Origin of the sequence: Pseudoalteromonas sp. Bsw20308 (assembly GCF_000310105.2) — a bacterium.
GTDB lineage: Bacteria > Pseudomonadota > Gammaproteobacteria > Enterobacterales > Alteromonadaceae > Pseudoalteromonas > Pseudoalteromonas fuliginea.
This window is the reverse complement of record NZ_CP013138.1, coordinates 2,081,620-2,107,543: the sequence shown is the minus strand read 5'-3', so window position 1 is coordinate 2,107,543 and position 25,924 is coordinate 2,081,620. Positions and strand designations below refer to the sequence as shown.

At 41.2% G+C, this 25,924-nt stretch carries 20 protein-coding genes and 2 pseudogenes; 9 read left to right on the top strand and 13 right to left on the bottom strand.

All coding sequences use genetic code 11. From position 1 onward, the window contains the following. Positions 1 to 2 precede the first annotated feature (2 nt). The gene (locus D172_RS09080) at positions 3 to 929 is read right to left on the bottom strand and encodes a biotin-dependent carboxyltransferase family protein (RefSeq protein WP_007376581.1); all 927 of its coding nucleotides are present in this window, start codon (positions 927 to 929) and stop codon (positions 3 to 5) included. Then, a complete protein-coding gene (pxpB, locus tag D172_RS09075) occupies positions 922 to 1,587 on the bottom strand; it encodes a 5-oxoprolinase subunit PxpB (RefSeq protein ID WP_007376580.1) in 666 nt (221 codons plus the stop codon). The genes D172_RS09080 and pxpB overlap by 8 nt, the downstream gene beginning before the upstream one ends. 249 nt (positions 1,588 to 1,836) lie before the next feature. Between pxpB and msrA the strand changes: the two genes are divergently transcribed. Next, positions 1,837 to 3,126 carry a peptide-methionine (S)-S-oxide reductase MsrA gene (msrA, locus tag D172_RS09070; protein ID WP_007376579.1) on the top strand — a complete coding sequence of 430 codons (1,290 nt, stop codon included), beginning with the start codon at positions 1,837 to 1,839 and terminating at the stop codon, positions 3,124 to 3,126. A gap of 1,327 nt (positions 3,127 to 4,453) precedes the next feature. Here the strand turns inward: msrA and D172_RS09065 are convergent. The 9 genes from D172_RS09065 to D172_RS09025 all read right to left on the bottom strand — a co-directional run bounded on the left by D172_RS09065 (position 4,454) and on the right by D172_RS09025 (position 14,276). Continuing rightward, positions 4,454 to 5,335, bottom strand: a complete 882-nt coding sequence (locus D172_RS09065) for a LysR family transcriptional regulator (RefSeq protein WP_007376578.1) — start codon at positions 5,333 to 5,335, stop codon at positions 4,454 to 4,456. A gap of 333 nt (positions 5,336 to 5,668) precedes the next feature. Further along, on the bottom strand, positions 5,669 to 6,325 hold the full coding sequence (locus tag D172_RS09060) for a CoA transferase subunit B (RefSeq protein ID WP_007376577.1): 657 nt from the start codon (positions 6,323 to 6,325) through the stop codon (positions 5,669 to 5,671). Between the two features lie 14 nt (positions 6,326 to 6,339). Then, entirely contained in the window at positions 6,340 to 7,038 is a 699-nt protein-coding gene (locus tag D172_RS09055) for a CoA transferase subunit A (protein ID WP_007376576.1), read from the bottom strand. Between the two features lie 262 nt (positions 7,039 to 7,300). Beyond that, a complete protein-coding gene (locus D172_RS09050; RefSeq protein WP_007376575.1) occupies positions 7,301 to 8,197 on the bottom strand; it encodes a hydroxymethylglutaryl-CoA lyase in 897 nt (298 codons plus the stop codon). Continuing rightward, positions 8,197 to 10,200, bottom strand: a complete 2,004-nt coding sequence (locus D172_RS09045) for an acetyl/propionyl/methylcrotonyl-CoA carboxylase subunit alpha (RefSeq protein WP_007376574.1) — start codon at positions 10,198 to 10,200, stop codon at positions 8,197 to 8,199. The genes D172_RS09050 and D172_RS09045 overlap by 1 nt, the downstream gene beginning before the upstream one ends. Before the next feature lie 8 nt (positions 10,201 to 10,208). Then, positions 10,209 to 10,979: an enoyl-CoA hydratase/isomerase family protein gene (locus D172_RS09040; protein WP_007376573.1), complete on the bottom strand. Its 771-nt coding sequence runs from the start codon at positions 10,977 to 10,979 to the stop codon at positions 10,209 to 10,211. Between the two features lie 12 nt (positions 10,980 to 10,991). Further along, positions 10,992 to 12,599: a carboxyl transferase domain-containing protein gene (locus D172_RS09035; protein WP_007376572.1), complete on the bottom strand. Its 1,608-nt coding sequence runs from the start codon at positions 12,597 to 12,599 to the stop codon at positions 10,992 to 10,994. Positions 12,600 to 12,609: 10 nt separating this feature from the next. Beyond that, positions 12,610 to 13,785 carry an isovaleryl-CoA dehydrogenase gene (locus D172_RS09030; RefSeq protein ID WP_007376571.1) on the bottom strand — a complete coding sequence of 392 codons (1,176 nt, stop codon included), beginning with the start codon at positions 13,783 to 13,785 and terminating at the stop codon, positions 12,610 to 12,612. 56 nt (positions 13,786 to 13,841) lie between these two features. Next, on the bottom strand, positions 13,842 to 14,276 hold the full coding sequence (locus D172_RS09025) for a MerR family transcriptional regulator (RefSeq protein ID WP_007376570.1): 435 nt from the start codon (positions 14,274 to 14,276) through the stop codon (positions 13,842 to 13,844). Between the two features lie 330 nt (positions 14,277 to 14,606). Between D172_RS09025 and D172_RS09020 the strand changes: the two genes are divergently transcribed. The 7 genes from D172_RS09020 (at position 14,607) to D172_RS08990 (ending at position 22,371) form a co-directional block, all read left to right on the top strand. Continuing rightward, a complete protein-coding gene (locus D172_RS09020; RefSeq protein ID WP_007376569.1) occupies positions 14,607 to 15,788 on the top strand; it encodes a thiolase family protein in 1,182 nt (393 codons plus the stop codon). Between the two features lie 129 nt (positions 15,789 to 15,917). Then, positions 15,918 to 17,408, top strand: a complete 1,491-nt coding sequence (locus tag D172_RS09015) for a CoA-acylating methylmalonate-semialdehyde dehydrogenase (protein ID WP_007376568.1) — start codon at positions 15,918 to 15,920, stop codon at positions 17,406 to 17,408. A gap of 162 nt (positions 17,409 to 17,570) precedes the next feature. Next, positions 17,571 to 18,728: an acyl-CoA dehydrogenase family protein gene (locus D172_RS09010; protein WP_007376567.1), complete on the top strand. Its 1,158-nt coding sequence runs from the start codon at positions 17,571 to 17,573 to the stop codon at positions 18,726 to 18,728. A 10-nt stretch (positions 18,729 to 18,738) separates the two neighbouring features. Then, entirely contained in the window at positions 18,739 to 19,530 is a 792-nt protein-coding gene (locus D172_RS09005) for an enoyl-CoA hydratase (protein WP_007376566.1), read from the top strand. Then, positions 19,530 to 20,681: an enoyl-CoA hydratase/isomerase family protein gene (locus D172_RS09000; protein ID WP_007376565.1), complete on the top strand. Its 1,152-nt coding sequence runs from the start codon at positions 19,530 to 19,532 to the stop codon at positions 20,679 to 20,681. Before D172_RS09005 ends, D172_RS09000 begins: the two co-directional genes overlap by 1 nt. A 10-nt stretch (positions 20,682 to 20,691) precedes the next feature. After that, positions 20,692 to 21,591, top strand: a complete 900-nt coding sequence (gene mmsB, locus D172_RS08995; RefSeq protein WP_007376564.1) for a 3-hydroxyisobutyrate dehydrogenase — start codon at positions 20,692 to 20,694, stop codon at positions 21,589 to 21,591. 9 nt (positions 21,592 to 21,600) lie between these two features. Next, positions 21,601 to 22,371: an SDR family oxidoreductase gene (locus tag D172_RS08990; protein WP_007376563.1), complete on the top strand. Its 771-nt coding sequence runs from the start codon at positions 21,601 to 21,603 to the stop codon at positions 22,369 to 22,371. Between the two features lie 253 nt (positions 22,372 to 22,624). On the opposite strand, the pseudogene D172_RS21260 reads toward D172_RS08990, so the two are convergent. Together D172_RS21260 and D172_RS08980 are read right to left on the bottom strand one after the other, a co-directional pair. Then, positions 22,625 to 22,883: pseudogene (locus tag D172_RS21260) on the bottom strand (tyrosine-type recombinase/integrase); the annotation flags it as partial. 265 nt (positions 22,884 to 23,148) lie between these two features. Further along, positions 23,149 to 23,829 (bottom strand): annotated as a pseudogene (locus D172_RS08980) (integron integrase); the annotation flags it as partial. 262 nt (positions 23,830 to 24,091) lie between these two features. On the opposite strand from D172_RS08980, the gene D172_RS08975 reads away from it, so the two are divergent. Next, complete coding sequence (locus D172_RS08975) at positions 24,092 to 25,855, top strand: ATP-dependent nuclease (protein WP_007376560.1); 1,764 nt, start codon at positions 24,092 to 24,094, stop codon at positions 25,853 to 25,855. The last annotated feature ends 69 nt before the right edge of the window (positions 25,856 to 25,924 follow it).

The following is a 25,924-nucleotide window of genomic DNA, read 5'->3' as shown; positions in this document are numbered from 1 at the left end:
TTTTATAGGTTATTTTTAAGTGCAAGGCTCAATTGATGTAGGTGTCCGTCAAGTTTCTGCTTCGCCTTTGTTGCTTCTTCAAACGTTACATATTTAAACTCAACAGTATCTAAAGGTCTAAATTGTGCAAATTGATGTAAGTCTGCTTCAATAACAGTGCCTAAAAGCGGATAGCCCCCTGTGGTTTGGCCATCATTTAGTAACACAATAGGCTCTCCATTTGGTGGTAGTTGAATACTCCCAGGACTCACCCCTAATGATGGCAAAGAGTGCGAATGCCCCAAATTATTTTTATGCTCAAGCCTTACGCCCATTCGGTTGCTGTTACTACTAACTTTAAATGCGGTAGATACAAAGTTTCTAAGTAAAGGCTCGCCTAATAAATTAGCATGAGGGCTTTGGTGCAGCCGTATAAGCTTGCGCTGGGCGGGAGCCATTGCGCCTACTTTTATAAACTCTCCATAATAAGGAGTAATAGGTATTTCATCACCAGTGGTGAGAGCTCTACCTTCAATACCAGCAAAACATGCGTTTAAATCTGTAGATTTAGAGCCCATAACCTCAGTATTTTGTATACCGCCTTTCACTGCTAAATAAGCTCTTAAGCCGGCTCTACCAGTAGCAAAGTTCAGTACTTGTTTGTTTTTTACTGCATATGTCCAGCCAGAATAAATTGCATGTCCATCAAGGGTTGCTTGCAAATCGGCACCATGCAGTGCAATTACTGTGTCGCAAGTAAATTCCAGTTCGCACAAACCCACAGTTATTTCTAAAACGGCATCATTGTCGTTATTGTTAAGTAATCTATTAGCAATGATTTGTGCAATGGGGTCCAAGCTACCCGCTTTGCTTACACCTAAATGGCGGTAGCCCTCACGGCCAGAATCTTGAATTGTAAGTAATACACCACTTTTAAGTACTTTAATCATGATTTGCCCCTTTATTAACGAGCGGAACAAATTCAAGCGTATCGCCTGGTTGAATTAAACAAGGTTGCTCAGAGGTCGAATCAAACAAAGCAGTATCTGTATGACCTATTATATGCCAACCACCTGGGGTATCTGCGGGGTAAATTCCGGTTTGTGCAGCACCTATCGCAACAGAACCTTTAGGAACTTTAATGCGAGGCTCGTCACGCCTTGGTGTATGTAATTGCTCATTTAAGCCATGTAGGTAAGCAAAACCGGGCTGAAAGCCTAAAAATAAAACGTGGTACTTGGTGTTACTATGAATATTAATAACCTCATCGGCACTTAAATTATGATAGCGAGCCACGTAATTAATGTCCTCACCCTTGTAGGTTGTTTCGATTAAGTGATGCTGCCCCTTAAATGTACTCGTTTTAATATCATTCCACAGCGAAGGTAGCACTTGTAACCACTGTTTTAAGTGTTTATCTGATTTTAAATAAAGAGTTAGCGAGTTCATGGCGGGCACCAAATCGCTAAATTCATCAGTGCTTTTACAGTGGCTAGTTAAAGCCCAAATTTTCTTTTGAATAGAGAGTCTATCTGTAGCGTCTAAATGCGATGCATCAAACAGTAAGCTACTGTTTGTTAATGCATAAATATGAGGAGCTGGCTTCATTAAATAAACCTATTTGTACAACATAATTTAAACGTAACACAGTTTTATTAATTTATTTACACCATTGCGACTAAGTGGTTATTTTTATTTGCTCAGCTTAGTTTAAGAATATTTTTATATTCAATTAATCGTATTTAATTTATTGAGGACTAAAACTTAATACGCTTCGTACTAAATAAGTAATTAGCTTGAAATGAAAATTAAGATAAGGAGGTCTTAATTAGCACGCACTTGTTTATGAGGTACTTTATGAAACACCAGCATTTATTATATTTATCAGGCGCTGCTATTATATTTAGCGCAGGCAGTTTTGCTTTATCTATGGAAAAGGTTGAGCACAGTAATGTCGAAGCAACCATGCATGTAGAAACTATTGTACTTGGATCCGGTTGTTTTTGGGGAGCCGAAAAACGCTACGAAGCGCTTAATGGCGTTATAGATGCTGAGTCGGGTTACGCTGACGGCAAAGGCTTTAAAGCAACGTACAGAAACATTACTGATCAGTCTCGTCGTTTTGACGAGAACAATTATGCTGAAGTTGTACAAGTTATGTATAACAGCAATATAATTTCAGCAGAAGATCTATTAAAAAACTATTTTGAAAGTCACGATCCTACGCAAAAAAATCGCCAAGGGAACGACATCGGTACGCAATATCGTTCAATCGTATTAACGACTACCGATGCGCAGGCTAAAGTTGCAGAGCAAGTTAAGTCGAAATATCAGCAACTTTTAACAGATGCGAGCTACGGCAAAATTGAAACAGTTATTAAACCGCTTCAAGGCTTTGTATCGGCAGAAGAGTATCATCAAAATTATTTAGAAAAGAACCCTAATGGCTATTGCCCAGATCATTCTACCGGTGTTGTTTTTAATAAAACACCCGTAGAAAAAGTAGATAACACTGCTTTATTAGCAGGAAAGCAAATCGTAGTCTTAGATTCACGTGAATACTGCCCATACTGTGAAAAATTCAAAAAAGCAGTCGCAAATGACTACAAAGGGACAATACCAATGTCGTTTCGCCATGCTGACCAACTTGATGATTTAACTATTAAGTCAGCCACGTGGGCAACACCGACCATTTTGTTTTTAGAAAATGGCGTTGAGGTATATGGCCGTCAAGGTTACGCAACGCCTGAAGAGTTTTATAAAGCATTAGGCGCTTTTAAATTAGGTAACAGCGATGCTTACAAAGTTGCATTTGATGCGCGAACAGATAGACCTTACTGTAAAGAGTACAAAGAGTTTAAAAATACACCTGACGGTACTTTTGTAGATAAATTAAGTGGTGAGCCACTATTTGATACAAGCGATAGGTTTAACTCAGGTACTGGTTGGTTGTCGTTTACTCATCCAGTAAAGAACAATGTAACACAGCATGACGACAGTAGTTGGGGTATGACTCGCATTGAGCTTCGCTCAAAAAGTACTGGTATACACTTAGGGCACTTGTTCCCAGGTGAAGGTCCAAGAGGGCGCGATCGCTATTGTATTAACGCAACCGTACTTGATTTTGTACCGCGAGATAAAAGTTAAATTAAAATTATTCCAGACATAATTTAATTTTCAAAAAAATATTAGGGCGTGTTGATCTTTGTGGATTGAAATTTGTTCAATCTAGGGGCGATTAAATCGCGGGGTGAGGTTTGTAACCTAGCGGGCTAAGTAAAAACCGAGCAAAGCTTCCGCGTCCTGCTCACGCCCCTTACCTACATCCATGTAGACAACAAAGAGTTAATCGCCCCTAGAAAGAACCCAAAGGGCAGCGCATGTTTGGTATTTATGCTGCGTTATCGCCTATTTATGGGGAATAACCACACTAAATAGGCTCTGCCTTGCCTAAAAAGCCTGCTGCAAATTCAACCACGAAAGGTCAACACGCCCTAGTAAGCTTTAACTTACTAGGGTTTTAATAGGAGCTGTTGAGCTTTTAGGATTAAATTCGTTCTATCTAGTGGGGGGAATCGCGGCGCAAGGTTTGGTATTTATACTTTGTGAACGGCTATGTATGGCTAATATCAACACATTATAAGTTTTGTTTTGCCTAAAAAAAACATGCCGTTGGAAATTAAACCTTTAGAGATAACAGTTCCTAAAGTATTTAACTTATATTCTATATATATTATGTAGTTGCAAGTAAATAAAAATAGCTCAAGCTAAGTCACCACCTAACTTGAACTATTTTTCACACTGACAATATCTTCACACACAATATAAAGATTCTGCTTGCTAAAATTTCGTAGTCTTGTATTACAAATCATGTGGTATGAACCAAGAATAAAAACAGTTCAAGCTAAGTCACCACCTAACTTGAACTGCTTTTCACACTGACAACATCTTACACACACAATATAAGATTCTTTTCACTGCAACATTTGAGAAACTAAAACCCAAAAAATTGCATTTATTACTTTTTATGAAACAGTTAAATTAAATTGTTTCGAGCTGATAATGTAACTTTAGTATTTAACCTTATTCTCGACAAACGATAAAAACGAAACCAATGAGTGAAAAAAATTAAACTATAGACTTTAGTCTAATGTGCGTTGCTAAGCTTATGTATTTAAATAAAAATTCAAAATTGCAGGGAGTTATACCAATCTGCTTATATATGGGGTCTATTTAACGTTAAGAAAATTACGCTAGAACTAGGCAAAAATTTTTGTATCTAGTTGTTCTCGGCAATTGCTCCCTGCATTGCTCTACCTCCTGCATCCATGCAGTCGTAAATAAAAAATTTTTAACGACGTAATAGTGCAATTTAATTCGTTAAATTGATCAAAGATTTATGCAGGTTGGTATTAGACGAGTTCAGTAATACAACACACAGTAGGTTGTATTACTGAACTCGTCTAATCGGGGGTTATTCTTGGATTTTTCTAAACGTATTTACAACCCACTTCGCAAATAAATCAAGTGGGTGATTAGGTATGTTGGATTCGTGTTGTACTAAGTAGTATTTATCTTTAGTTGTTAAAGGCTGTTCAAATAATTTATAGAGCCACTTCTCATCTAACCAACTTTGACTAATTGGCAGTGGAATAAGCGCAATGCCCATGCCTTGCTGCGCAGCACGTGCTACACCAAACATACTGTCTATTTGGATAATTTGCGAAGGAGAAAAGTCATCAATGCCTGCTTTTTCAGCCCATTGATGCCACGCCCAAGGACGCGCTTTATGTAGAATTAGCGGAACTTGGTTTAGTGCTTTACGATGATCATTTTTCCACTGATTGAGCAGTTTTTCATTACACGCAGGGATATATTCAAGATTAAATAATTCAGTTACTAAGCCTTCAGTAGGTTTACTAGAGGACAATACAATAGACAAATCGCTATGCCGTGTTATTTCTTTGCGTGTTTTAAGCGTATCCATTTGTAAATTAATATTAGGATGCTCTGTCGTCCACTCGCTTAATTTAGGCATAAGTAGTTCGCTTGCAAAAAACTCAGGCAAGGTAATTGTTAAATTAGTGTTTTGTTGCATCTGACTAAACTCGTTAATGGTACCTTCTAACATGGTAATGATAGGAGATACGGCATCAAAAAAGTTTTTACCAGCTGTTGTTAAACTTATTGAACGTGTTTTACGCTGAAAAAGTTCAATACCAAGCTGTTCTTCAAGTTGTTTTATTTGATGGCTTACTGCCGAAGGTGTTAAGTACAGCTCATTAGCTGCATGCTTAAAACTTAGGCTTCTTGCTGCAAAGCAAAAAGATCGAAGGCCACGAATAGGAGTTTGCATGTTTTCCAGTATTAAGTTGTTTATATAGCCTAGTATAGGCAAAAATCGAACCAGTTAGTAATGTTAGTAATTTCAACAAGTTAAAATTACTCATAGAGCAAGTTCACAAAAGTGGTGCATGATAACAACAAAGTAGTGCAAATGCTCTAGCTAACTAATCATCTATTTATGCAACTATTATAGATAAAAATTTACTACAGATGTATGAATTAGCCTAAAAAGAATGCAAAAGGACAAAAAAAATCCCTCTTGCGAGGGATTTTGGGTAACTCAGCGCCATTGGCACTGGGAATGAGGTCGGTACAGGGTAAAGCGTTATTTTTAAGCTAAAGCCTAAAAAACCATTTCTGGAACTTCACCGTCAACAAGTAATTTACCTGCTGTTTTACTAATGATTTCATCAACAGATACGCCCGGAGCACGTTCTAATAGATGAAATGCGCCGTCTTTAACTTCTAATACGGCTAAATCTGTTACTATTTTTTTTACGCAATTAACGCCAGTAAGCGGTAAAGAGCAGGCCTCTAATAGTTTAGAGTCACCATGCTTACTTGCATGGGTCATAGTAACAATAATATTTTTCGCGCCAGCGACTAAATCCATCGCGCCACCCATGCCTTTAATCAGCTTTTTAGGGATCATCCACGATGCGATGTTGCCGTTCTGGTCAACTTCAAATGCACCCAGAACGGTTAAGTCTACATGACCACCCCGTATCATGGCAAAACTATCTGCACTATTAAATATGGCTGCACCTTTGGCTGCTGTCACGGTTTCTTTACCCGCGTTAATCATATCGGCGTCTAGCTCTGCTTTTGTGGGGTACGGGCCCATGCCTAAAAGGCCATTTTCGGACTGTAACATAACTTCAATATCATCTGGTACATAGTTTGCGACGAGTGTCGGAATTCCTATGCCCAAATTTACGTAGTAACCATCTTGAAGTTCTTGTGCAACGCGCATTGCAACTTGTTCACGTGATAATGCCATAATTATGCTCCTGCTTAATCTCGTGTTGTTACACGTTCAATGCGTTTTTCAAAGCTGCCTTTAATAACGCGATTTACAAAAATACCTGGGGTATGAATTTGGCTTGGCTCAAGCTCACCCGGTTCTACAATTTCTTCTACTTCGGCAACGGTAATTTTGCCTGCTGTTGCAGCCATTGGATTAAAGTTCATGGCAGTGTGTCTAAACACTAAATTACCAAAGCGGTCGGCTTTCCACGCTTTAACAATAGCAAATTCACCCGTTATAGATTCTTCTAAAATATACGGGCGACCATTAAACTCTTTTACATCTTTACCCTCAGCCACAGGAGTACCGTAACCGGTGGCGGTGTAAAACGCAGGTATACCCGCGCCACCAGCTCGCATTTTTTCAGCAAGTGTGCCTTGAGGCGTAAGCTCTACATCAATTTCGCCACTTAATAACTGCTGCTCGAATAGGGCGTTTTCGCCAACGTACGAGGCAACTACTTTTTTAATTTGTTTGTCTTGTAATAAAATACCTAATCCAAAGTCATCAACACCACAGTTATTAGATACTACAGTTAAGTTTTTTGTTTGCATCTGCTTAATTTGTTTAATTAAGCCCTCAGGAATACCACATAAACCAAAACCACCGGCAATAATGGTATCGCCGTCTTTTAATCCTTCCATTGCAGCTTCGTAACTAGAAACTACCTTATCAAAACCGGCCATGAGTCTCTCCTCATTGTGTGCTATTTGTTGTTAATTATCTTTAATCATCATTTTATAAGATAGCCATTTAACCTGAACTCTGGTTAAGAGATTTACTAACATATTGAATTAGGGTGATATTTAAATTTATTTTCTTTAGCCAGAGATTTTCAGTGAAAACAAGGCGAATTTACGCGTCAATAGCTGGCCTATTGCAAGTAAATTCAACGCAGTTAGTGCTGAAAATAGCTGCTCGAGATAGATTTATTATCCAGAGCTCAGGTTATTTAGTGTGTAGTGCCACAGATACTTTGCTCACAGGTTGCTTACCAAGTGCTTTGGTTATTTCCCAGCCAGCGTCACTTAACCTTTGTAAATCAATTCCATGCTCAATGCCAAGCCCTTGTAGTAAGTAAACTACATCTTCGGTGGCAACATTTCCTGACGCACCCTTAGCATAAGGACAGCCACCAAGGCCCGCAACTGCCGCGTCAACCGTTGCAATACCTAGGCTTAAAGCTGCGTAAATATTTGTGAGCGCTTGGCCGTATGTATCATGAAAATGCACGGCCAACTTGGTTTTATCAATGTGCGTTAAAAGTAACTCTATTAACTGCGTTACTTTTTTAGCGGTGCCAACACCTATGGTATCGCCAAGGCTTACTTCGTAACATCCTAAATCTAACAGCTTTTGCGATACATTCAGTACTGCTTGCGGGTTAATTTCACCCTCATAAGGGCAACCCAGCACACAGCTTACATAACCACGTACACGAATATTATTAGCTTTAGCAAACGCCATTACTTCGCTAAAACGTTCAATACTTTGCTCAATTGAGCAGTTTATGTTTTTTTGACAAAACGACTCACTCGCAGCGGTAAATATAGCAAACTCTTTAATGCCAACAGCATGCGCTGCTTGTGCACCTTTTAAGTTAGGTGTAAGGGCGCTTAAATTTACATCGGGTAAATTAAGGGCTGATATTACATCCGCTGAGTCTGCCATTTGTGGCACCCATTTTGGGGATACAAACGCGCCAGCTTCAATATCTTTCAAACCTGCAGCACTTAGGGCGTTAATAAGCGCTACTTTATCGGCTGTGCTTACTGTTTTTTCGTTTTGTAGGCCGTCTCGCGCACCTACTTCAACAATACGTACTTTATTTGCAAAGGCACTCATTATGCACCTTCCTCTGTTGTATCTTCGACAATAGCAAGTAAGGCTCCGTGCGTTACTAATTCGCCTTCACCAAAACAGTAGCTTTTTAAAATGCCGTCGTGTGGTGCGTTAAGCGTGTATTCCATTTTCATGGCTTCAATAATTACAACCGCATCGCCTTTGGTAATTGTGCTACCAATGTCAATTAAGTGCTTAACTACCGTGCCATTGAGTGGGGCGGCAAGTGGCAGTGCTTCGCTTTCATGCGAACTAATATAATGTTTATCAACTAGTTCAAGCTTAGTTTGCAGTGCTTTATTCATAACAGTGACAATATTGCCAACAGTATTATTACCTACAGTAGTTACGTGCGCGCTATGTTTTTCACCGTTAATAAATACACTGCAAAGATTATTATTTAATGTGCCTTGTAAACTAAATACATCCTCGTTATGCGTAATATTATAGCCCGCTGTGGTTTTTATAGCGCTTAGCTGTAAATCGGCAAAAGGGACTTTAATTACTTGTGGTGCATTGAGTGTAAAACCATTCAGCTGTTGCCACGGGCTTGCACTGCTTTGCGCATTTTTGGTATTAGTTAACGATTCTAAATACGCAAAAGCACCAATAAGCTGACTTGCTTGTAATAACGATTTGTCAACCGCAACTAACGAATCACCTTGCTCAGCAATAAAGTGTGTACTTGGCGCACCTTGTTTAAACTTAGGGTGGCTTGCTAAATTATGTAAAAAGCCAATGTTAGTGCTAAAACCCGCTAAATGAAATTGCTCAAGAGCGTGTTGTAAACGGCTCAGTGCTTGTTCGCGATTGTCATCGTGCACAATAAGTTTTGCAATCATCGGATCGTAAAACGGGCTGATTTCGTCGCCTTGTGCAATGCCTGTATCAATGCGTACAAATTCGCTGTTAAGCGGTGTGTGTAGTGCTTCAATAGTGCCCGAGCACGGGATAAAGTCGTTAGCTGGATCTTCTGCGTATATACGCGCTTCAAAGCTATGACCCTGCAATTGAATATCGCTTTGTGTCAGTGGCAATGTTTGCCCACCCGCAATATTAATTTGCCAATTGACTAAATCTACGCCCGTTACCATTTCGGTCACAGGGTGTTCTACTTGTAGGCGCGTATTCATTTCCATAAAGAAAAATTCATCGCCACACAGTAAAAATTCAACCGTACCTGCGCCTCTATAATTTATAGCTAGTGCACAACGTACAGCTGCTTCGCCCATTTCTTTGCGTAGTTCGTCAGATAAACCCGGAGCAGGGGCTTCTTCAATTACTTTTTGGTGACGACGTTGCAAAGAACAATCACGATCACCTAAATAAACACAGTTGCCATGGTTATCTGCAAATACTTGCACTTCAACATGGCGAGGCTGGTTAACGTAGCGCTCAAGTAATACTAAATCGTTACCAAAACCGGCAATGGCTTCACGTTGCGCACCTTGTAATGCGCTCATAAAGTCTTGTGCTTTTTCAACCACACGCATGCCTTTACCGCCGCCGCCAAAGGCCGCTTTGATGAGTACAGGGTAGCCAATTTTTTCAGCTTCACTTTGTAAAAAAGCAGGGTCTTGTTTATCACCATAATAACCTGGTACTAATGGCACATTAGCAGCTGCCATTATTTCTTTAGCGCGGGTTTTAGACCCCATTGCTTCAATGCTACTTGCTGGTGGTCCTACAAAAGCAATGTTATTAGCTTCGCAGGCTTTAGCAAATTCGCTGTTCTCAGATAAAAAACCATAGCCTGGGTGAATACAATCAGCGCCGCAGTCTTTGGCAACTTGTAAAATTTTGTCTGCTACTAAATACGAATCTTTACTTGGCGCAGCACCAATATGGTAAGCCTCGTCAGCCATTTTTACATGCTGGGCATGTTTGTCTACATCAGAATAAACCGCGACCGTGGTTAAGCCCATTTGTTTTGCAGTGCGCATTACTCGGCACGCAATTTCTCCACGATTGGCAATCAGTATTTTTTGTAATCGTTGTGTGTTCATAATCAATCCTACAGTTGCCAAGCGGGTGGGCGTTTATCAAAAAAAGCACTTAGCCCTTCTTGACCTTCTTCAGATACGCGAATTTTTGCAATACGCTCTGCGGTAAGCTCAATGAGTTCATCGGTTATTGGTTTATTTGCTACATCGTTAATTAATGCTTTTGCGGCTTTTACTGCAACAGGTCCGTTATCAATCAGTGTTTGCAGTATATTATCGACCGCACAGTCTAAATTACCGGTTACTTGATGAATTAAGCCAAGTTGCTTAGCAGTATGTGCATCAAACACTTCAGCCGTTAAAAAGTACCTGCGAGCAGCGCGCTCACCAATCGCTTTAATTACATACGGGCTAATAACAGCCGGAATAAGACCCAGCTTTACTTCGCTTAAACAAAATTGTGCATCGTCTTTACTAAGGGCTATGTCGCAACAGGCTATTAAACCCAGAGCACCACCAAAAGCAGCGCCTTGCACAGCGCAAATTGTAGGATGAAGGGATCTTGCTAATACCTGCATTAATTTAGCTAATTGCATTGAATCAGCTAGGTTATCGGCGTAGTTGTTATCAGCCATTGATTTCATCCAAGCTAAATCGGCACCAGCTGAAAAATGCTTACCTTCTGTTTTTAAGACCAAAGCACGAATATCAAGCGTATTTGCATGTTCAATACACTGAATAAGTTCGTGTATTACTTCACTGTTAAATGCGTTTCTTTTTTCTGGGCGGCTTAACACAAGTACAGCCACATTAGATTTTGTTATTTGTAGTGTTACTGACATTTTGCGCTCCGGTTACATTCTAAATACGCCAAATTTCGAATCACGTTTTGGTGCGTTGTTCGCAGCCGATAACGCCAGCCCTAATACATTACGCGTATCGGCAGGGTCTATAATGCCGTCATCCCACAAGCGTGCGCTTGCGTAATACGGATGACCTTGCTCTTCGTACTGATCAATAATTGGCTTTTTAAAATCACTGATTTCTTGCTCGCTCATGCTTTGGCCTTTACGTGCTAAACCATCTTGTTTAACTTGCGCCATTACACCCGCTGCTTGCTCGCCGCCCATTACAGAAATACGGGCATTAGGCCACATCCACATCATGGTTGGTTCAAATGCACGGCCACACATTCCGTAGTTACCTGCGCCATAAGAGCCGCCAATAAGTACTGTAAATTTAGGCACATCAGCACACGAAACCGCCATCACCATTTTAGCGCCGTGCTTAGCAATACCTTCGGCTTCGTATTTTTTACCCACCATAAAGCCGGTAATATTTTGTAAAAACACTAAAGGAATATTGCGCTGAGCACACAGCTGAATAAAGTGCGCGCCTTTTTGCGCCGACTCACTAAATAAAATACCGTTATTAGCCACTATGCCAACGGGGTTGCCATAAATGCTGGCAAAACCGGTGACGAGCGTTTCACCAAAGTAGCGTTTAAATTCATCAAATGAGGAGTCGTCTACTGTGCGCGCTATTACTTCGCGTACATCAAACGGCTTTTTAAGGTCGGTGCCTACAATGCCGTAAAGCTCGTTTATATCGTATCGCGGTGGCTTTACATCCTCTAGAAGAGGGGCGGTCGGACGTGTGTAGTTAATGCGCTCAATACATTGGCGCGCAATAGACAGCGCATGGGCGTCGTTTTCAGCGTAGTGATCGGCAACACCCGACACTTTACAGTGCACATCGGCACCGCCAAGCTCTTCGGCGGTTACTTCTTCGCCCGTTGCTGCTTTTACAAGCGGCGGACCGGCTAAAAATATAGTGCCTTGATCTTTTACAATAATGCTTTCGTCTGCCATAGCAGGTACGTACGCACCACCTGCGGTACATAATCCCATTACCACGGCAATTTGTGGAATGCCTTTACCCGACATACGGGCTTGATTGTAAAAAATACGACCAAAATGCAACTTATCTGGAAATACATCATCTTGCTCAGGCAGGTTAGCACCGCCGGAATCCACCAAATAAATACACGGTAAGTGGCAACGCTCTGCGATGTCTTGTGCGCGTAAATGCTTTTTAACGGTAAGCGGAAAATATGTACCGCCTTTAACCGTGGCATCGTTTGCAATAATCATGCATTCAACGCCTTTAACACGGCCAATACCGGCTACAACGCCTGCACAAGGTATTGCTTGTTCGTACACACCAAAGGCAGCAAATTGTGAAATTTCTAAAAACGGTGAGCCTTCATCAATTAATGTACTTATACGGTCGCGAACAAATAATTTACCACGGCCTTCGTGGCGCTCTTTTAATGCAGCGCCTCCGCCTTGGCTAATTGTTGCTACTTTACTGCGTAAATCATCCACCAGCGCTGACATATTTTTATGGTTTTGCACAAACGTTGGATCGTGAGGATTAACGCTCGATTTTAAAATAGTCATGGTTTAATCCTTAACGGCTTTCTGTGAAAAGTTCGCGGCCAATAAGCATGCGGCGTATTTCTGATGTACCTGCACCAATTTCGTATAGCTTAGCGTCACGAAGAAGACGGCCCGTTGCGTATTCGTTTATGTAGCCATTGCCACCTAAAATTTGAATCGCATCAAGTGCCATTTTAGTTGCAAGCTCAGCTGCGTATAAAATTGCACCAGCGGCATCTTTACGGGTCGTTTCACCACGGTCACACGCTTTAGCAACCGTATATACGTATGAGCGGGCAGCATTCATTTGTGTATACATGTCGGCTACTTTGCCCTGAATTAACTGAAATTGACCAATCGGAGTATCAAACTGTTTACGCTCATGAATGTACGGTACAACTATGTCCATACACGCTTGCATTATGCCAAGCGGGCCCGCTGCAAGTACTACGCGCTCGTAATCAAGGCCACTCATAAGTACTTTAACGCCTTCGTTTAAGTTACCTAAAATATTCTCTTCTGGCACTTCGCAGTTTTCAAATACTAGCTCACAGGTGTTTGAGCCGCGCATGCCCAGTTTGTCGAGCTTTTGCGCTGTTGAAAAACCAGGAAAGTTGCTCTCAACAATAAACGCGGTAATGCCTTTAGCGCCGGCGTTTAAATCTGTTTTAGCGTAAATAACTAATGTGTGTGCATCTGGGCCATTGGTGATCCACATTTTATTGCCGTTTAAAATGTACTTATCGCCTTTTTTTTCGGCTTTGAGTTTCATCGATACAACGTCAGAGCCCGCATTAGGCTCGCTCATTGCAAGAGCACCAATGTGCTCGCCACTAATAAGCTTTGGTAAGTATTTTTCTTTTTGAGCTTGTGACCCGTTACGGTTAATTTGATTAACGCACAGGTTTGAATGTGCTCCATAGCTTAACCCTATAGAGGCACTGGCACGGCTAATTTCTTCCATAGCAATAACATGTTCTAAGTAACCTAAACCGGCGCCGCCAAGTTCTTCAGATACGGTCATACCTAGTACGCCCATTTCGCCCATTTGAGTCCAAAGTTGATTTGGAAAAGCGTTATCTAAGTCCGTTTTTTCAGCAAGCGGGGCAATCTCCTGACTCGCAAAACTGTTTACGTGGTCGCGGATCATATCGGCGGTTTCGCCAAGGCCAAAGTTCATTTCTTTATATAGTGAAATAGTGCTCATGATTCATTCCTGTGTGACGTGTGTGTTGTCAGTGTGTTTTTATTTTAAAAATAAACTTACTCGTCTATTTTATTAAGCGTGTCTCTGCAGCGGCGCTCGGCCGTCACCAACTCCATAAGAACAACTTTAATGTCGTCCATTTGTTGAGATAGGTCTGCTTTTTTTTCTGAAATAAGGTCAAGCATAGTAACCAACTGCTTAGCGCTTGATTTATCTGCGTCGTACAGTTCAAACAAACGACCGGTTTCGGCCAATGTAAAGCCAAGGCGCTTACCACGTAATATTAGTTTTAAACGCACTTTATCGCGTTTTGAATAAATACGGGTTTGACCATTACGTTCTGGAGTTATTAACCCTTGGTCTTCGTAAAAGCGAATAGAGCGGGTTGTAATGTCAAATTCTTTAGCGAGTTCGCTAATGCTAAATGTTTGTTCATTACTGGTCGGTATTTTGGCTGAGCTTGCAAAGTTTGTTTGATTATCTGGTTTCATAATTGTATTTACCTCATTCGAATAACTCCAATATAAGTGAAGTTTACGTAAAGGTAAAGCTTGGTGTGATTTGAAACTATTTATAAAGGGATGTTTAAGCGAGGTAATGATTTATATTGCTAATATTCAATGGGTTATTTTTATTTTATGAGTGTAGTCTAACCGATGGAAAATAATCCTTACACTTATAAAACTAAAAATTAAGCTGTTTTTAGTTGACGTTGGCGTAAACGTTAGTATTGTGTAAGGGTATTAAATAATAAATGAATACTAAATTAATAGAGCAAATATACTAACAACTATTTGCATATAAATAAAATGGAGTTAGTTATGACTTTAGAATCAGTGGTAATTGTAGCAGCAAAACGCACCCCAATGGGTGGTTTTATGGGAGCGTTAAGTGATGCACAGTCTACCGAGCTTGGCGCTACCGCCATTGCCAGCGCACTTGCACAAACTGGTTTAGCTAATAACGCTATAGATGAAGTAATTATGGGCTGCGTATTACCAGCAGGCCTTGGACAAGCACCTGCACGCCAAGCAATGTTAAAAGCAGGCCTTGCACTTAGCACTGGCGCTACAACAATTAACAAAGTATGTGGCTCTGGTTTAAAAGCGGCCATGCTTGCAAACGATTTAATTAAAGCCGGCTCTATTCAATCTGCTATTGCTGGTGGCATGGAGAGCATGACAAACGCACCGTACTTTATACCAAAAGCGCGTGGCGGAATGCGCATGGGGCATGGCGAAATAAAAGATCACATGATGAGCGACGGCCTTGAAGATGCTTACGATAACAAAGCAATGGGTTGTTTTGCACAAGACACCGCCGATGAATACGGCATTGGCCGCGAGCAAATGGATGCGTTTGCATTAGGCTCATTAAGTAAAGCTAAAGCCGCGATACAAAATGGTAGCTTTGATAACGAAGTTGCACCCCATACAATGCAAACACGCAAAGGCGATGTAACAGTATCGATTGATGAGCAACCAGGTAACGCTCGCCCAGAAAAAATTCCTACCTTACGTGCAGCCTTTAAAAAAGACGGCACCATTACAGCCGCTAATTCATCGTCAATTTCAGACGGTGGCGCAGCGCTTATATTAATGAGCGAATCAAAAGCAAAAGAGCAGGGCTTAACACCGCTTTGTAAAATTGTGGCGCACAGCACGCATTCTCAAAAACCAAGTGAATTTACAGTAGCGCCAGTAGGGGCTATGAACAGCGTGCTTGAAAAAGCAGGTTGGGCTGTAAACGATGTTGACCTTTGGGAAATTAACGAAGCATTTGCCATGGTAACCATGCTGGCTATAAACGAGTTAAAACTTGATGAAAGCAAAGTAAACGTTAACGGCGGTGCATGTGCACTTGGCCACCCAATTGGTGCAAGCGGCGCGCGTATTTTAGTAACGCTAATTCATGCCCTTAAAAACCGAGGCCTTAAAAAAGGCATTGCGTCTTTATGTATTGGTGGCGGTGAAGCGGTTGCTATGGCCGTAGAAGCTTACTAATTACAGTTACATCAATAGCTAGACGAATACTTACACGAATAACTATAAAAGCGCTGCACTAATAATACTAACAAAGCAGCGCTACCAATTTTAAAAGAGAACACACAACTCACACACTAGGATTTAATCATGCACCAAGTACCACTACTTATTAATGGCGAATTTATTCAATCAGCATCAAAAGAGCTTATCGATGTTATAAACCCAGCAACTCAAGAAGTACTTGCACAAGTGCCATGTACCACAGAATCAGAAATGGACGCGGCAATTGCCTCAGCTTCTGAGACGTTTAAAACATGGAAAGACGTACCTATTACTGAACGTGCTCGCATTATGATGAAGTACGCTGCGCTATTAAAAGAACACCACGATGAGCTTGCTACCATTATTTGCCACGAATTGGGTAAAACATTTGAAGATGCAAAAGGCGATGTTTGGCGCGGTATTGAAGTAGTAGAACAAGCCGCTAACGCACCATCATTAATGATGGGTGAAACAATGGAGAACGTAGCGCGTAAAATCGATACGTATTCTTACATGCAGCCACTTGGCGTGTGTGCGGGCGTTACTCCGTTTAACTTCCCTGCAATGATCCCACTTTGGATGTTCCCGCTGGCTATTGTGTGTGGTAACACCTTTATTTTAAAACCGTCTGAGCAAGATCCACTTACACCAATGCGCTTAGCTGAGCTATTTATTGAAGCCGGTGCACCAAAAGGCGTATTACAAGTTGTTCACGGTACAAAACCACAAGTAGACCGCCTATTAGAAGATAAGGCAGTGCGCGCTATTTCGTTTGTTGGCTCGTGTGGTGTAGGTGCTTATATTTATTCTAAAGGCACACAAAATCTTAAACGTGTGCAAGCGTGTGTTGGTGCTAAAAACCACATGGTTATTATGCCTGATGCAAGTAAATCGCACGTTGTAAACAACCTAGTAGGCGCATCGGTCGGTGCTGCTGGCCAGCGTTGTATGGGCATTTCGGTTGCTGTATTTGTAGGTCAAGCAAGTCAGTGGGTAGATGAAATTAAAGCAGGCTTTGAAAATGTACGCCCAGGCGTGTGGGATGATGCAAACGCGGCATACGGTCCACAAACATCAAAAGCAGCAAAAGCACGTATTTTATCACTCATTGCTGGTGGTAAAGAGCAAGGCGCTACCTGTTTAATTGATGGTTCTGACTTTACGGTTGAAGGGTATGAGCAAGGTAACTGGGTTGGCCCAACGTTATTTACCGATGTAACCAAAGAGATGGATTTATACAAAGAAGAAATATTTGGTCCAGTACTGGCGTGTATGTTTGTAGACACGCTTGATGAGGCAATCGCACTTATTAACGACAGCCCTTACGGTAACGGCACCTCGTTATTTACCTCAAGCGGCGCAGTGGCTCGTAAATTCCAACACGAAATTGAAGTAGGCCAAGTAGGTATTAATGTGCCAATTCCGGTGCCACTTCCGTTCTTTTCGTTCACTGGTTGGAAAGGCTCATTTTATGGCGATACTCACACGTACGGTAAACAAGGTATTCGTTTTTATACAGAAACTAAAACGATTACATCACGTTGGTTTGAAGACGACATTGCGTCGGGTCCAAACATGAGTATTAACTTAAAATAATCGTAATTAAAAAATTAGTAAATAAAAGAATAATTAATAAAAAAGATGGGCGCGAAGGCTACTTCACACACAACACACACATAAGCCTTCGCCGCTCGTCACAAACTATCCCTGTGACGGGAAACACTAACAACACAACTAACACAATTAAAGAGGTCTACCATGGACTTTAACTTATCAGAAGATCAACAAGCCTTTGCTCAAACAGCACGCCAATTTGCCGAGTCAGAACTTGCGCCCCATGCCGCAAAATGGGATCGCGAACATATTTTTCCTAAAGACACGATTAAAGCTGCGGGCGAGCTTGGTTTTTGTGGTTTATACACGCCAGAGGAAGCAGGCGGCCTTGGTTTATCTCGTTTAGATTCGAGCATTATTTTTGAACAACTTGCTATGGGCTGTACCGCAACAACGGCTATGTTAACCATTCATAATATGGCTACCTGGATGGTAGCAAGTTTTGGTACCGATGCCGTTAAAGACAAATACGTAGAGCAATTAGTAATGGGCGAGTTACTTGCCTCTTACTGTTTAACAGAGCCAGGCTCGGGCTCAGACGCCGCATCACTTAAAACCAAAGCCGTGCTTGAAGGTGATGAGTACGTTATTAATGGCTCAAAAATGTTTATATCGGGCGCGGGCGAAACCGAAGTATTAGTGGTAATGGCACGTACAGGCGGCGAAGGCGCTGCGGGTATTTCGGCATTTGTAGTGCCTGCCGACGCAAAAGGCGTGCAATACGGCAAAGCTGAGGAAAAAATGGGTTGGAACGCACAACCTACACGCCTAATTAGCTTTGAAGATGTACGCATTCCTGCACATAACTTGTTAGGCGCAGAGGGCGAAGGCTTTAAATTTGCGATGCAAGGCCTTGATGGCGGTCGAATTAACATTGCCACATGTTCAATTGGTACAGCTCAAGCGGCGCTTAATACAGCCCGTGAATATTTAAAAGAGCGTACACAATTTGGTAAGCCATTGGCTTCGTTTCAAGCATTGCAATTTAAAATTGCCGATATGAACACCGAGCTTGTAGCTGCGCGCCAAATGGTTAGGCTTGCTGCATTTAAACTTGATAATAACGACGTTGAAAAAACCACTTACTGCGCCATGGCTAAACGTTTTGCTACCGATGTTGGCTTTACTGTGTGTAACGACGCACTGCAAATTCATGGTGGTTACGGTTACATAAAAGAATACCCGCTTGAGCGCCATGTACGTGATGTACGCGTTCATCAAATTTTAGAGGGCACTAACGAAATTATGCGTGTGATTATAGCGCGCCGTATTTTGGCTGAGTCTGCAAGCGACGTTTTATAAGGAGCAATGTATGTCAGAATCTAAATCTAATCCGAGTATTGAACTTACAACCGAAGGTCATGTTGCTATTTTAACTATGTCTAACCCGCCAGCAAACACCTGGACAAAAGACACCCTAGTTGATTTAAAAAATACCGTTAACGCGCTTAATAATAATAAAAATATTTATGCATTAGTACTGACTGGTGAAGGCGAGAAGTTTTTTAGCGCGGGTGCCGACCTAAACGTATTTGCTGGTGGCGATAAAGGCGTAGCCGCCGATATGTCGCGTGTATTTGGTGAAGCATTTGAAGCGCTTGCTAATTTTAGAGGCGTGTCGGTCGCGGCCATTAACGGTTACGCAATGGGCGGCGGGCTAGAGGTGGCGCTTGCGTGCGATATACGTATTGCGGAAGAGCAAGCACAAATGGCGCTCCCTGAAGCTAAAGTTGGCTTATTACCCTGTGCGGGTGGTACACAAAATTTAGCATGGCTAGTAGGCGAAGGCTGGGCAAAGCGCATGATTTTATGCGGCGAGCGCTTAAAAGCTGATAAAGCCTTGCAAATCGGCTTAGTAGAAGAAGTAGTACCACAAGGTGAAAGCTTTGCGGCAGCACTAAAACTGGCCAACCAAGTGGCCGATCAAAGCCCCACCTCAGTGGCTGCATGTAAAACATTGATTCAAAAAGGGCGCCAACAACCAATGGCAAGTGTATTACCTCTTGAGCGCGAGTTATTTGTTGGTTTATTTGATACCGAAGATCAACAAGAAGGTGTAAATGCCTTTTTAGAAAAACGCCGCGCTAACTGGGTAAACGGCTAATGAGTGCTTTAACATTATTAAATAGCGCCGATGAGCCCGTGGTATTTGAAACCGCAACCGCAGAAAACGGCAGTTTAATAGGGATTATTACACTCAATGCGCCAAAAGCGTTAAATGCACTTAATTTTGAGATGATCAAATTACTTGAACCACAATTGCGAGCTTGGCAAGATGATGATGCTATTGCAATGCTCTTGTTAAAAGGCGCAGGCGATAAAGCATTTTGTGCAGGCGGCGATGTTGTAAGCCTTCATCATGCAATGGCGCAAGGTAAACCAACAAGCTTAGTTGAAGAGTTTTTTACACTAGAATACAAGCTTGATTATCTTATTCATACCTTTGATAAACCTATCCTCGTTTGGGGTAACGGCATAGTGATGGGCGGCGGTTTAGGGCTAATGGCCGGTGCTAGCCACCGTGTTGTTACAGAAACATCACGCATTGCCATGCCAGAGCAAACCATAGGTTTATACCCTGATGTAGGCGGTAGTTACTTTTTACATAAAATGCCACACAGTGTTGGGTTATTTTTAGGGCTAACGTCGGCATCAATTAACTGTGACGACGCGCGTTTTGTATCGCTTGCCGATCACTTTATCGACAGCACTAAATATGATTCCATGCTTGCGCAAATTTTAGCAGCTAAATGGGGCAAAACCGCAAGCTTAAATCATGAGCGTTTAACTAAGTTATTAACCGATTTAGACAACCAATCTGCGCGTATGCCTAAAGGCAATATAAAAGCTAATTTAAAAACGATTCAAAAGCTGGGTGAATTTACAACCTTGCAGGAGCAAGTTGATTATATTTTAGGGCTAGCTACTGACAATAAATGGCTACAGCGCGCTCAAAAGTCACTTAAACACGGATGCCCACTAAGCTGCGCACTTGTAAGTGAGCAATTAAAAACAAGTAAAGGCAAAAGCTTATTAGCGTGTTTTAAAATGGAGCTGGGTATGTCGGTTCGCGCTGGCGAAGTAGGTGAGTTTCAAGAAGGTGTAAGGGCGTTATTAATAGATAAAGACGGCGCGCCTAATTGGCAGTACAAAACACTTAGTGATGTCCCACAAACAATAGTAGACAGCTTTTTTGCTAATCGCTTTTGCGAAAACCACCCACTCAATGGCTTAGACACGCCAACACACAAATAAAGGAAAGACGATGACTAAACTCAATATTGGTTTTATCGGCTTAGGTAATATGGGCGGCCCAATGGCGGCTAACTTAATTAAAGCTGGACATACTGTGAGTGTGTTCGATTTAAACCAGTCGGTCGTAAATGAACTTGCAAGCAAAGGCGCAAAAGCAGCAGTTGATGCAAAGCAGTGCGCAACCAATGCTGACGTACTTATTAGTATGTTACCTGCGGGCAAACATGTTAAATCGCTGTATTTAGGTAATAACGACGACAGCGGTTTAATTAACGTGCTGAGCAACAATACATTAGTAATTGATTGCTCAACAATAGATGCAGAATCAGCACGCACTGTAGGCAGTGCACTTGGCAAGCAAGGCATAAGCTTTGTAGATGCACCGGTATCGGGCGGCGTTGCAGGCGCAACTGCTGGCACTCTTACTTTTATTGTAGGCGGCGAAAAAGCCGCGTTTGATAAAGCACATATAGTGCTGAGTGATATGGGTAAAAACATATTTCATGCAGGCGATATTGGCGCAGGGCAAGTGGCAAAAATATGTAATAACATGCTACTCAGTATTTTAATGGCAGGCACCAGCGAAGCACTGCAAATGGGTATAAATAACGGTCTCGATCCTAAAGTACTTAGCGACATAATGACCGCAAGTTCTGGCCGTAACTGGACGCTTGAACTTTACAACCCTTGCCCAGGTGTAATGGATACAGCCCCTGCAAGTAACGATTACAAACCTGGCTTTATGGTTGATTTAATGGCTAAAGATTTAGGACTTGCCATGGAAGCCGCGCAGCAAAGTAATTCTTCAACCCCTATGGGTTCAATGGCTAAAAATTTATACACTATGCTACAGCACCAAGGTGCGGGTAGTGATGACTTTAGTGCCATTTTTAAACTGTTTTCTAAGTAGGAGCAACGCGTGAAAATTAAAAATAACACGGTAGTAATAACCGGTGGCGCACAAGGTTTAGGCTTTGCAATGGCGCAAAAGTTTGCACTTATGGGTGCAAACATTGCATTAATAGATATGGCACAAGACTTATTAAACACCGCATGCGAGCAATTAACTCAGCTTGAAGGTGTAGCTAGTACTATTAAAGGTTATGCCGCAAACGTAACAAATGAAAGCGAAGTAGAAAACGTATTTAATACCATTAACAGCGATTTTGGCCACATTGGTGTGCTTATAAACAACGCCGGTATTTTACGCGACGGCATGTTTATAAAGGCTAAAGACGGCAAAGTCATTAAAAAAATGTCTCTTGAGCAATTTCAATCCGTGATTGATGTAAACCTGACGGGTGTGTTTTTAGCAGGGCGGGAAGCTGCAAGCCACATGATTGAATCAGGCAAAGGCGGCGTTATAGTTAATATGTCGAGCGTAGCGCGCGCAGGTAACATAGGCCAAACAAACTACGCAGCATCAAAAGCAGGCGTGGTGGCACTTACCACCACATGGGCTAAAGAACTTGGTCGATTTGGTATACGTGTAGGCGCTATTGCACCAGGTGTTATAAGCACCGCCATGACCGACGCCATGAAGCCCGAAGCCAAACAACGTATGCTCGCGGTAACGCCAGTAGGGCGCTTAGGCGAAAGCGATGAAATTGCGCATACTGCACAATACATAATCGAAAACGACTTTTTTACCGGCCGTGTTGTTGAAATAGACGGCGGCATTCGTTTGTAAACCGAACTGGATTAAGCTTGATTTTAAAAGCATGGCGCTTGTGGGCTGTGCTTTTTTGTTTTAAATCGGGGAGATTTATAATCTTGAAAAAGGGCTGATAACCCCGTTAGCACCTTGTTGTAGTATATGGGTAGGATACCAGCTGAATTAAAACGTTGAATATTCTAGCGTTCTAAGTAACTCATTAACTGCGTTAAAAACTTCTCATATAGACAAACAATATAACTAAATTTTTGCCTTGTTACTGAGATATTTATAATCTTGAAAAAGGGCTAATAACACCGTTGGCACCTTGTTGTAGTACGCACGTCACTGTGCCCAAATTGTGTTTGTACTGTGCGTATATCAGCGCCGCTTTGCAGTAAGTGCGTAGCGAAAGAGTGGCGCAAAGTATGTGGTGTAACGTGTTTGTTAATATTTGCATCAAAAGCGGCTTTTTTAACAGCGCGTTGTAATTGCTTTTCATCAATATGATGGCGCCTTAACTGTTTACTCTCGGGATCAAGATTTAGGGCCTGTTTATCTTTCGAGGTTAAATTTGCAGCAGTGTGTTTGGTATTTAGGCAAGGCAGAGCCTATGTAGTGTGTTATTCCCCATAAATAGGCGATAACGTGGAATAAATGCCAAACATGCGCTGCCCGAAGGGTTCTGTCTAGGGGCAATTTACTCTTTGTTACTCGGTTTTTACTTAGCACACTAGGTTACAAACCTCACGCCGCGATTAAATAGCCCCTAGATTGAACAAATTTTAATCCTGAAAGGTCAACAGGCCCTGATTTATGTGATGAAAATAAATATTGCCAGCCTAGCTGTCTATTGTGGTTTGGATATTTTTTACGTAACAAATGCGGCATATACGCACCGCAATACAAAGGGTTTTTAAGATCTAACTGTAGATAACTATCAACTAATTGTATTTGGGAACGTAATTGCGGTGTGAGCTCTACGGCAAGGGTTACAACACGATTTTTACCTCCTTTGCCATCCCAAATTCGAATGCAGTTATAGTCAAAGTCAATATCGTGTACTCGTAAACGCAGTACCTCCATTAATCGCATACCACTGCCATAAAGTAATCCACAGGGTAAATAATGCTTTGCTACAAAGTGTTTAAATAGCGCTGAAACTTCTGTTTGAGTAAGCACAACGGGTAGTTTTCTTGGGCGTTCACTTTTTACAAAGTCTAATGATAATGAAAGGGGGCTCTTAATTATTTCTTTATATAGGAAACTTAGCGCATTTAGTGCCTGCGCTTGGGTGCCTTGCGCTACGTTTTGCGAGTTTACTAAATGGTTCAAATACGATTCCACTTGAGTGTCTCCCATAGAGCTTGGGTGCTGCATATTATTAAAGCGGATATAGCTAGCTATCCAAAAAAGATAAGCTTCAATAGTGCTCTTTGCATACCGTTTGCTATACATATGGTCTTTAATCATGGTTAGAAAGAGAGATTTCATAAATGATATTCAACTTTTAAAAACATACTGTATATATAGACAGTTGTTCGTATTTTGTCCAATAACATTATTAAAAGTCGTTTTGGTGTATTTTAACAACAATAACTTTACAAAATACGTAATTACTTGTTTACATGGGAGTTGTTTAGTGGAATTATTAAGCAATGTAATATACGCCGTTTTGGGGTGTTATAAACTCCCAAAGTGGTGTTCAATAAGCTGTTACATGGCTCAATTGAGCTTGGCACTCTAAGGATAGATAATGCATAAAATTGATTGGATAAGAATTAGAAACTTTCGTTCATGCGATGATGTTCTCCTAAAATTTGAATCCTATGCACCTCTTGTTGGCTATAACAACGCAGGTAAATCAAATATCTTAAAAGCCGTAAAGTGGTTTTTAAGACCTACAGGGTTACAAGATAAAGACTTTACTAATACCGAAGAAAAAGTATTGGTAACAGCTAAAGTTTCAGGTATCAGTCAAGAGCTATTAGATTCCATAGATGAAAACCACAGAGAGAGCATAAGCCCATTTATAAATGATGAATCTCTTTATATTAAGATGGAACAAAGATCACCTGGCGGAGCCAAAGGGTTAAGAAAACTATTTGTTTCTGTCGGTGGGGAAACTGACGAAGATGACTGGGAGTGGCGAGTTAATCCGAATGGTCTTCAAGAAGCAATGCACGATTTATTTCCTGAGCCAATTTTTGTTCAATCGATGGATAATGCTACTGATGATGTTTCAAAATTTAAGACAACATCAACTATTGGTAAGTTACTACAGCAATTGAGTTCTAGAATTGAAACCGAGCAACATGAGCTAGTAGATGCACTCGATACTATAAGCCGAAAACTGAACTTTGACGGAAATGAACGGTTAGAGTCATTAAATCAATTTGATCAGATTGCTAGCGAAAAAGTGCAAGATTTCTTCCCCGGAATATCACTAAAAGTGCACGTACCAACTCCTTCCTTATCAAAGCTATTTACAGATGGGACAGTAAAGGTTCAGGAGCAAGGTCGTGATATTGCAGATGTTGATTCCTTGGGACACGGTGCACAACGGTCAATACAAATGGCATTGATTCGGTTGTTAGCAGAAGTACAAACCCAATCCGCAGTAGGTCAAACGACTCTTTTACTCATTGATGAACCAGAGCTGTATCTTCATCCGCAAGCAATAGAGCTTGTTAGAGATGCTCTTAAGTCACTTTCAATGACTAACTATCAAGTGGTGTTTTCAACCCACTCTTCATTAATGGTTGAGCAGGAAGATGTTCCATATACAAATATCGTCAGAAAAAATGTTGGCGGAAATACTTTAGTAACTGAGCGTATAGCTGAAGCAATACAAGAAGAAATCGAAGGTAACTTAAATCAAGCTCGCATTCTTTTTGAAATATATAACATGAACCAAATCCTTTTTGCGGACAGAATCTTAATTGCAGAAGGGGCAACAGAACAATCTGTTTTACCTGATTTATTCAAAGCTTGTAGTCGAAGTTTTAGTACCCATAAAACTGCGTTAGTGATAGCTGATGGTTGTCGTGGAATTCATAAAATGGGTAAAATACTAACTAGAATTGGAATACCTTTTAAAGCTTTAGTCGATATAGACTATGCATTTACAACTGCTGTTAATGCTAACCTAATTGCCGCTGATGATGCCGATATTTTAAATGCTAAACAAGCTCTAGCAGAATCTGCATTTAGAAATAATTTTGAACTTGATGGAAATCATTTACCTAAAAAAACAGGATCAAGAAAAGCATACATTGCCTATGAATTATTTGCTGAAGAAGATGCATCAATAGATCTAATTTCAAATCTACATGAGAAATTAAAGCAAAACGGTTATTGGTTATGGAAAAAAGGAGCAATAGAACAGCACCTATCACTAGAAGCAAAAACAACAAATGATTGGATAACTTTTAAAGTGAATATAAAAGAGCATGGTTTTGATGAAACTGTCGACGATCATCAAAATATAAGGGATATGGCTGTTTGGGCTACATCGTAAAAGCCATGTAACAAGGCACTCAAGTGTACTAGCTCAGACTTGATCTGACAGTTACCCATTTTTCTAATG